We start from the raw sequence: 7,568 nt of genomic DNA, 5'->3' as shown, positions 1-7,568 counted from the left end.
AAGCGGTAAAAGCAGCCGCAGTACGCTCGCGGGAATTGGGTAATGGGTAATAATTAATAATTAATAATTATTAATTATTTAATTAGATATGTTGTAGGGTGGGCACTGCCCACCTTAAGGGTTGCAGCCGATCGCTAATATTTAAGATCGTGATGCCGACTTACTTACGAATATAGGGTAGACGATCGATCGGCAAGCGAGATCGGCTATTATTAAGAGCATTTGAGACGATCGAGATTCTTCATAATTTGCTAGCTAGCAACCGCGATTTTTCTAGCCAAATCTATCCTCAAACTTCGACCGAATGGCTTCTAATAGTACTGGCGAGCAAAGATCTCAGACCCAATCCCGCCGCAAACAACCGAGCCAACAACAACTGCACCAACTGAATCGCTCTGTCTCACTATCGATTCAGTTAGTGCGGTTAGCGATCTGTGGATTGGGTGCCAGTACGATCGCCGGGACGACAATTTCGATCGTCAATCCACCCAAATCACCAATTGCCGCCAAAGTAGAGCCGCCTGTTCCACCCGCGCCGCCTGTCCCACAAATCGATCTGCTCGATCCCACCACCGCCAGCGCCAAACTCCACAATCGGCTTCAGGTTTTAAATCAGAAAAAGACTAAGCTCGATGCGAGTTATTTATTTATCAACACCGAGCTAGGCGAACATAGTGAATGGGGAGCCGATCGAGTCTTGCCTGCTGCTAGTACGATTAAATTGCCGATATTGATTGCCCTCTTTCAGGATGTCGATGCCCAGAAAGTGAATTTAGCCGAAAAACTGACGATCGATAAAAACTCGATTGCTGGTGGCTCTGGCGATCTCCAAGCGCAAAAACCCGGCACTCAGGTAAGTATTTTGGTCGCCGCTACCAAAATGATAACCATCAGCGATAATACCGCCACCAACCTCCTAATCGCCCGCTTAGGTGGTAAATCTGCCCTCAACCAACGCTTTCGGAATTGGGGACTCAGCACTACCACTATCAATCGTCCCTTACCAGATTTAGAAGGCACCAATATCACAACCGCCCGCGAATTAGCCCGATCGATGATGGCGATCGAGCGTGGTAATATCGTCTCTGCGGCTTCCCGCAGCCAAATATTAAATATCATGCGCCGCACCACAGGTAACACCATGCTGCCCCAAGGATTGGGCGCAGGTGCCAAAATCGCCCACAAAACTGGCGATATCGGTTCCCTAATCGCGGATGTTGGCTCGATCGAATTCCCCACAGGCAAAAAATATCTGGCAGTAGTCTTAGTCAAACGCCCCTATAACGACCCATCCGGGCCAGAATTAGTCCGCAAGATGTCTGCAATTGCCTACGACTATTTCCAAACCGCTGCACCGACACCGATTGTTAGTCCAACTTCCACGCCTAAAAACACTTCTGGTTTCTCCGATAATGTCTTTATTAAAAAGAAACCACAATAATTACTAATTAGTAACTAAGTAGCCTAAAACCCAGATGGTGGGCAGCGGTTCGCGCTCTGGAGGTTCCCTCCAGATTGAGCGAAACAAGACAGTGCCCACCCTACTTAGCTATCTAATCACTATCCACTATCCACTATTCACTATCCACTAAAACACCAGTAACTTTGTTTCAAGGCAAGATGTGAGTATGAATCTATTAATTCCGGCGGCGGGGATGGGAAAACGGATGGGGAGCGACCGCAACAAGCTCCTGATTCCCTTGCTCGATCGACCGATTTTGGCTTGGACGCTGCTAGCTGCCGAAAATGCGCAATCGATTAGTTGGATCGGAATTATCGGGCAACCCGAAGATCGTGCCGATCTCGATCGACTCCTCGGCAACATATCCCTGTCTAAACCCGTCCAATTTATCCAGGGTGGTACAACTCGCCAAGAATCCGTCTACAACGGCTTACAGGCGTTACCAGATGGCGCAGCACGCGTGTTAATTCATGATGGCGCGAGATGTTTGGCGACACCAGATTTATTCGATCGCTGTGCGGAGATGCTCGCTACTTGTCCGGGATTAATTGCGGCTATTTCTGTAAAAGATACAATTAAAATTGTAGATAATACAGGTATCGTTATCGACACCCCGGACAGAGCTAACCTGTGGGCGGCTCAAACTCCCCAAGGTTTTGATGTCGAACTCCTCAAAACCTGTCACGATAAGGGACGCGCTCTCGGGTGGGAAGTAACTGACGATGCCGCATTATTTGAAAAATGTGGTCTCCCCGTTACTATCGTCCCCGGCGAAGAAACCAATCTCAAAATTACCACCCCAGTCGATCTCGCGATCGCAGAATTTATTCTCAGAAGTAGGGGGGAGATGGGAGATGGGAGTAGAACGTGACTAAGAAATTCAGACGATGGCGTCCTGATTTGTATTTTCCCCTCTTACCCATTACCCATTACCCATTACCCCATCTCCCATCTCCCATCTCCCATCTCCCATCTCCCATCTCCCCTATCCCAACCCAATACCCGTATGAACCTGGGGAAATTTTGCACTCGCGTCAGCCTTGCTTTGATTACGACACTTACTGCCAGTATTCCGCTCCAGGCAACCGAACTCGGGCCAGAAAGAGTTTTAAATGCTGTTTATAAAGGATTGCGGCAAGTAGATGCCACGAGATCGAGACCTAAAGTCCGCTGGAATGTCCTCAATGGTGCTTCCAGTCCGTGCGGACGGATAGGGGGCAGCTTGTATTGTACCCGCAACAATACGATTTATATTACCAACCAACATATTCGGATGGCGTATCAATACGGCGATGCCGCATTAGCTTATATTTTGGCTCATGAATATGCCCATGCCGCCCAGACAATTGGTGGCTTCAGACCAAATAATATTACCGCGATCGAACTCCAAGCTGATTGTATGGCGGGTTTCTATATGGGTGCCATGCCTGGTGTCACCTTCGATCGAGAAGATATCGAGCAAATCGCCGCAATTGCCTATAAGGTGGGAGATTATGAATTTAATAACCGCCAACACCACGGTACGCCCGAACAGCGCGCTAAAGCCGTATTGCTTGGTTTTCAAGCATCTCAAGGTAGAGGAATTTCGGCTTGTCGGGTGCGGTAGAAAATCTCAGACATAAGTGCGAAAATCTAAAGGAGTAAGTATCAATGTAAGTACGGTATGAAGATTGCGATCGCGGGAGCTACTGGATTTGTTGGCAGTCGGCTAGTCGAACAACTCCAAGCACAGGGACACGAGGTAGTAATTTTTACGCGGAGTCCTCAACAGGCAAGCAATCGCTTCGGACGAGCGCAGATCGTCGGCTACAGTCCGCTCCAGTCGGGCGCGTGGCAAGAGTCGATCTCGGGTTGTGATGCGGTAGTGAATCTAGCTGGAGAACCCATCGCCGAAAAGCGCTGGACGCCAGATCACAAGCGCACGATCCTGGAAAGTCGCCAAATCGGTACCCAAAAAATCGTCGAAGCGATATCCCAATCTAGCGTCAAACCGTCCGTCCTGATCAACGCCTCCGCGATCGGCTACTATGGCACCAGCGAAACTAGTAAATTTGATGAAACTAGTCCAGCGGGTAAGGATTTTCTGGCTGAAGTCTGCACGGCATGGGAAACTGCCGCACAAGCAGTTACCAATACTGGTACCCGCTTGGTTATCCTCCGCATGGGGATCGTCTTGGGCGAAAATGGTGGTGTCTTAGGCAAGATGCTAGCACCTTTTAGCGCCTTCGTCGGCGGCCCGATCGGCAGCGGCAAGCAGTGGTTTTCTTGGGTACATCGCGATGATGTCGTTAAGTTGATAATTCAGGCTATTACCGATCCGCAAATGCAGGGTGTCTACAATGCCACTGCACCTAATCCCGTGACGATGGAAGTTTTCTCCCAAACGTTAGGCTCTGTCATGAACCGCCCTTCGTGGCTTCCCGTCCCCAATTTTGCCCTCGAAGCGCTGCTCGGTGAAGGCGCGATCGTCGTTTTACAAGGACAGCAAGTAGTCCCTACCCACACTCTCGCTCAAGGTTTTGACTTTCAATACTCGACCATTAAACCAGCTTTAGCTGCGATTTTAGGGAGCTAGGGAGTAGGCTTTAGGTTTTGGGCTTTAGGAAGTAGGTAAGATCGGTAAGTAGGTATATCCAACGATCGATCGGATAGATTATGCCTGAAACCTAGACGGTGGGCAGTGCCCACCCTACTTCTATCTCCTAGACGGTGGGCAGTGCCCACCCTACTTCTTTCATCCACTATCCACTATCCACTATTCCCTAATTACAATTGCTTCGATCTGAGCGATATTGGTAGTGCGATCGACTGTGGTAATTGCCCACCGGAGGGGTTCGCCCCATTCTTGGAGTTTAGTTTCGATCGCGGTATTGAGTTCACCTTTAGTAGTAGTAATATCCATTTCGATTTCGATCGATTCAATAATCATTTAGGGGATAGGGGATAGGGGATAGGGGATAGGGGTATCGATCGCCTCAAGCTGAATTTACTTACAGAAGTTAATAAATAATAAATACCAGTGTTAAATTTGAAAATATTACCGCTTGCTAAATCCATCACAGCGCTATTAACTACCTGGCTGACGCGGCTGACGATCGTGGCGCTGATGTGGTTTTCGTTGGGTTTCCAGGATTTCACACTTGCTGTTAGTAAGCAGACTAATTATAGTCGGATTAATCTAACCGATCGCGATTTTGCCGGACAAGATCTCACAGGCGGCGTATTTGTATCGTCCGAGTTACGCGGTGTAAATTTGAGTAAAGCAAACTTGACAAACGCCATGTTGACGATGGCGGTAATGCTCAAGTCAAATCTATCAGGAGCCAATCTCACGGGTGCATTAGCAGATCGAGCCACCTTCGATGAAGCCGATCTGACTGATGCAATTCTCACAGAAGCTACCCTGACTCGATCTCGGTTCTACGGTGCCAAGATTACGGGCGCTGATTTTACCGATGCCTTAATCGATCGAGCGCAAATGAAACTACTATGCGAACGTGCCGAGGGAATCAATCCAGTGACAGGAGTCGCTACTCGGGATAGTTTGGGGTGTCGGTAAGAGGTAAGAGGTAAGAGGTAAGAGGTGATGGGTTTAGATTCTCTCCCGTCTCCCTGTCTCCCCATCTCCCATCTCCCATCTCCCATCTCCCATCTCCCATCTAAATTCTAAATTCTAAATTCTAAAGATTTGCCAAAGATCTTCTATCCCTCTATCGCATCTATTCACTTGTGGCACCGACAGTAGTTAAACTATTCTTATAATAGATATCTAAATAATCGATCGCAATTAATATGAGTGTTGTTAGTCAAGTTATTCTAAAAGCCGATGACGATCTTCGTTACCCCAGTACTGGAGAACTCAAAAATATCCAGTCATTTCTGCAAACTGGCGAACAGCGGATTCGGATCGTTACCACGCTAGCAGAAGCCGAAAAGAAAATTGTCGAGCAGGCTAGCAAACAGTTATGGAAGCAACACCCCGACTATATCGCCCCAGGTGGTAATGCTGCGGGACAAAAACAACGCGCTCAGTGTCTCAGAGACTACGGTTGGTACCTGCGGTTGGTTACTTATGGCGTACTTGCTGGCGATAAAGGGCCGATCGAGGAAATCGGACTGATTGGCGTGCGGGATATGTATAATTCCTTGGGTGTTCCCGTTGCTGGGATGGCTGATTCGATCGTGGCACTCAAAGAAGCTTCTCTCAGCCGCCTCAGCGAGGAAGATGCTGCTGCTGCTGCTCCTTACTTTGATTACATTATTCAAGAGATGTCCTAAATCGCCATTGAATTGTTGATGTATTGGACATATCGATCGACAACCCTCAGTAATCCTGGGGGTTGTTTTGTTTTTGTAGATAAACTGAAGTTAGCGGCAAACCTAACTGTCAACTGAATCTACATGAATTTAATCGAGTTTCTACTCAAAGCATCGTGGCTGAGCGTCTTGGCGGCGGCGATTACTGGTTCGATTAGTGGGATCGGCAGTGCTGCCTCGATCGCGCTCATCAACCACTCGATCGGGCGCATCACTCCGGAACACCCTCAAGCACCGCCAGAGCTGTTGTGGGGCTTTCTAGGGCTGGTTGTGGTGACGTTGATTACCAACTTAGTCTCCCAGTTTTTACTCGCACAGTTGGCGCAAGATGCGATCTACAAATTGCGGCTGCGGATTAGTGGCTGGATTTTGGCGTCTCCATTGCGCCATCTGGAAGAACTCGGCTCCAGTCGGTTACTGGCGACGTTGACTGAAGATATTCAATCAATTTCGAGTGGTGTCTTTAGTATTCCGACGCTGTGTGTCAATGCGGCGATCGTGGTTGCATCGCTAGTTTATCTCGGCTGGCTGTCGATCGGGGTATTAGTCGGGACGCTGGTATTTATGGCACTGTCGATTAGCGTGGTGCAACTGCTCATCAACCAAGCGATTCGGATGTTTACCGTCGCGCGGGAAGAAAATGATGCTCTGATGCAGCACTTTCAAGCAATTACCAACGGCATCAAAGAACTGAAACTCCACTCCCAACGGCGGGAAGATTTTATCGAAGAAGATCTCCAAACTACCGCCGCAACGCTCCGCGAATATCGGATCGGCTCCCAACGGGCGATCGCACTCTCGGCGGGGATTGGCGAACTGTCATATTTTGTACTCCTGGGATTATTAGTCTACGGCTTACCCCAAATTCAAACAGTTTCTGCCGAACTAATTTCTGGCTACGTGCTGACGATCTCCTATCTGATGCGTCCGATCGGGAACACCTTAGCAATCTTGCCAGCTTTGAGTCAAGCAGGTGTCGCCATCCGGAAAATCGATACATTAGGATTATCGCTAGCCAGCCGCGCCGAAACCGTCGCCCGCACGACTACCAATCCCCGCCAATTCGATCGAATCGACATCAAAAATGCTACCCACAATTATCAGCTCGCTGGCGAAGATAATACCTTTACATTAGGGCCGATCGATCTGACCCTTCATCCTGGCGAGTTAGTATTTATCGTCGGTGGAAATGGCAGCGGCAAATCCACATTAGCCAAACTAATCACTGGTTTATACGTGCCAGATAGTGGTGAGATTCGATTAGATGGCAATGTTATTGACGATCGCAACCGTGAATTATATCGCCAGTTATTTTCAACCGTATTCTCAGACTTTTATTTATTCGATCGCTTTGTGGGCTTGCGACTTGCCGATGAAGACGCACAAGCAAATATGTACTTAGAAAAACTCCAGCTCACTCATAAAGTCGCGATCGCCGATGGCAAACTTTCCACTACCGCACTCTCTCAAGGTCAACGCAAACGGTTAGCCCTCCTGACAGCCTACCTCGAAGATCGTCCTATTTATCTATTTGATGAATGGGCAGCAGATCAAGATCCATTCTTTAGGGAAATCTTCTATCAGCAACTCCTCCCCGAGCTAAAACAGCGTGGTAAATCGATCTTAGTTATCAGTCACGACGATCGCTACTTTCATCTCGCCGATCGGGTACTTAAGCTGGATTATGGCAAAATAATTAACAACTAATTAACGTGAGTTCGGGATAAGGAAAACTGATTTGCTCCGCTCAAGCACCGCCCTGAACTATAAGTTCGGGCTAAAAGCAAAA

Annotated in this window: 8 protein-coding genes; 7 read left to right on the top strand and 1 reads right to left on the bottom strand. The window is 48.3% G+C overall.

Going from position 1 to position 7,568, the window contains the following annotated elements:
• Nucleotides 1-304 precede the first annotated feature (304 nt).
• The 4 genes from RMO52_RS07505 to RMO52_RS07490 all read left to right on the top strand — a co-directional run bounded on the left by RMO52_RS07505 (nt 305) and on the right by RMO52_RS07490 (nt 4,037).
• On the top strand, nt 305-1,441 hold the full coding sequence (locus RMO52_RS07505; RefSeq protein ID WP_310412451.1) for a serine hydrolase: 1,137 nt from the start codon (nt 305-307) through the stop codon (nt 1,439-1,441).
• Nucleotides 1,442-1,628: 187 nt separating this feature from the next.
• A complete protein-coding gene (ispD, locus tag RMO52_RS07500) occupies nt 1,629-2,333 on the top strand; it encodes a 2-C-methyl-D-erythritol 4-phosphate cytidylyltransferase (RefSeq protein WP_310412448.1) in 705 nt (234 codons plus the stop codon).
• 135 nt (nt 2,334-2,468) lie between these two features.
• Complete coding sequence (locus tag RMO52_RS07495) at nt 2,469-3,068, top strand: neutral zinc metallopeptidase (protein WP_309738455.1); 600 nt, start codon at nt 2,469-2,471, stop codon at nt 3,066-3,068.
• A gap of 57 nt (nt 3,069-3,125) precedes the next feature.
• Complete coding sequence (locus RMO52_RS07490) at nt 3,126-4,037, top strand: TIGR01777 family oxidoreductase (protein ID WP_310412445.1); 912 nt, start codon at nt 3,126-3,128, stop codon at nt 4,035-4,037.
• A 180-nt stretch (nt 4,038-4,217) separates the two neighbouring features.
• On the opposite strand, the gene RMO52_RS07485 is transcribed toward RMO52_RS07490, so the two are convergent.
• Complete coding sequence (locus tag RMO52_RS07485) at nt 4,218-4,391, bottom strand: hypothetical protein (protein ID WP_310412442.1); 174 nt, start codon at nt 4,389-4,391, stop codon at nt 4,218-4,220.
• Between the two features lie 177 nt (nt 4,392-4,568).
• Between RMO52_RS07485 and RMO52_RS07480 the strand changes: the two genes are divergently transcribed.
• The 3 genes from RMO52_RS07480 to RMO52_RS07470 all read left to right on the top strand — a co-directional run bounded on the left by RMO52_RS07480 (nt 4,569) and on the right by RMO52_RS07470 (nt 7,486).
• Nucleotides 4,569-5,021, top strand: coding sequence for a pentapeptide repeat-containing protein (locus RMO52_RS07480; RefSeq protein WP_396134915.1), 453 nt, complete (start codon nt 4,569-4,571; stop codon nt 5,019-5,021).
• A 233-nt stretch (nt 5,022-5,254) separates the two neighbouring features.
• Nucleotides 5,255-5,740, top strand: a complete 486-nt coding sequence (locus RMO52_RS07475; protein ID WP_309738460.1) for an allophycocyanin subunit alpha-B — start codon at nt 5,255-5,257, stop codon at nt 5,738-5,740.
• A gap of 123 nt (nt 5,741-5,863) precedes the next feature.
• Nucleotides 5,864-7,486: a cyclic peptide export ABC transporter gene (locus tag RMO52_RS07470; RefSeq protein WP_310412438.1), complete on the top strand. Its 1,623-nt coding sequence runs from the start codon at nt 5,864-5,866 to the stop codon at nt 7,484-7,486.
• Nucleotides 7,487-7,568: the final 82 nt, after the last annotated feature.

Source organism: Chamaesiphon sp. OTE_8_metabat_110, assembly GCF_031382685.1.
Taxonomy (GTDB): Bacteria; Cyanobacteriota; Cyanobacteriia; order Cyanobacteriales; family Chamaesiphonaceae; genus Chamaesiphon.
This window is presented reverse-complemented; position numbering and strand designations above follow the sequence as displayed.